Source organism: Novosphingobium organovorum (assembly GCF_022832435.1).
Classification (GTDB): domain Bacteria; phylum Pseudomonadota; class Alphaproteobacteria; order Sphingomonadales; family Sphingomonadaceae; genus Novosphingobium; species Novosphingobium organovorum.
The window spans coordinates 1-893 of sequence record NZ_JALHLF010000249.1 but is presented as its reverse complement, the minus strand read 5'-3'; the positions used below and the strand labels follow the sequence as shown (position 1 = coordinate 893).

Sequence of the window (893 nt, the reverse complement as noted above, 5' to 3'; positions counted from 1 at the left end):
GCCCGCAGGCGTGGCCTGCGCCGAGCCGGCGCCCCCCTACGCGCAACTCTTGCGGGGCGCGCAGGATGCCCCCCGCATCGATGCGCTCGACGCTGACGTCGCGCGCGCGCAAGGGCTGGCCGAACAGGCACGGGCGAGACCCAACCCGACACTCAGCCTCTTCGGCGAGAACTTCGCGGGCTCCTCGCCCTATCGCGGCTTCGACGAGACGCAGACGACGCTGCAATACAACCATCCGATCGAACTGGGCGGCAAGCGCGCGGCGCGCATCGCCGCTGGACGTGCCGGTGTCGTGGCGGCCGAGGCGCGCAGCCTCGAAGGGCGGCTCGACTACGCCTGGGACCTGGCGCGGGCCTATGCCGCGGCCGAAGTCGCCGAGCGCCGGATCGGTATTGCCGCGGATGAGGTGGAGGAGGCACAGGCCGATCTCGTCCTGGCCCGTGCGCTCGTCAGCGCGGGCAAGGAGGCGCGCCTTCGCCAGCTTCAGGCCGAGACCGAACTCAACGCGCTTCAGGCTGATCTCGAAGCGACCCAGGCGACCAGCACCCTGGCGCTGGCCCGCCTGTCGGCGCTCGCCGGTCGGACCACGCCTTTCACGAGCCTCTCGGAATCGCTGCTCGATCGCCTGAACGCCAAGCCTGCAATGGGACCGGTCGATCCCTTGCAGAGCTTGAGCGTGCGCACCGCCGAGGCCGAACGCGAGGCGGCTTCGCGCGCGATCGAGGCGCAGCGGCGCATGGCAAGCCCGGACGTGACCGCGCAGATCGGGGTGCGCCGCTTCGAGCCGGAAAACGCCGCCGCGCTCGTCGCCGGGGTTTCGCTGCCCCTGCCGCTGTTCGACCGCAACCGGGGCAATATCGCCGCGGCCCAGGCCAAAGCGCGCGGCGCCGAAG

The 893-nt window shown here is 71.9% G+C and carries 1 protein-coding gene; it reads left to right on the top strand.

The features are described 5' to 3' along the window. Nucleotides 1–893, top strand: an 893-nt coding sequence (locus MTR62_RS21065) for a TolC family protein (RefSeq protein WP_244024628.1), incomplete at both ends; no start/stop codon positions are given.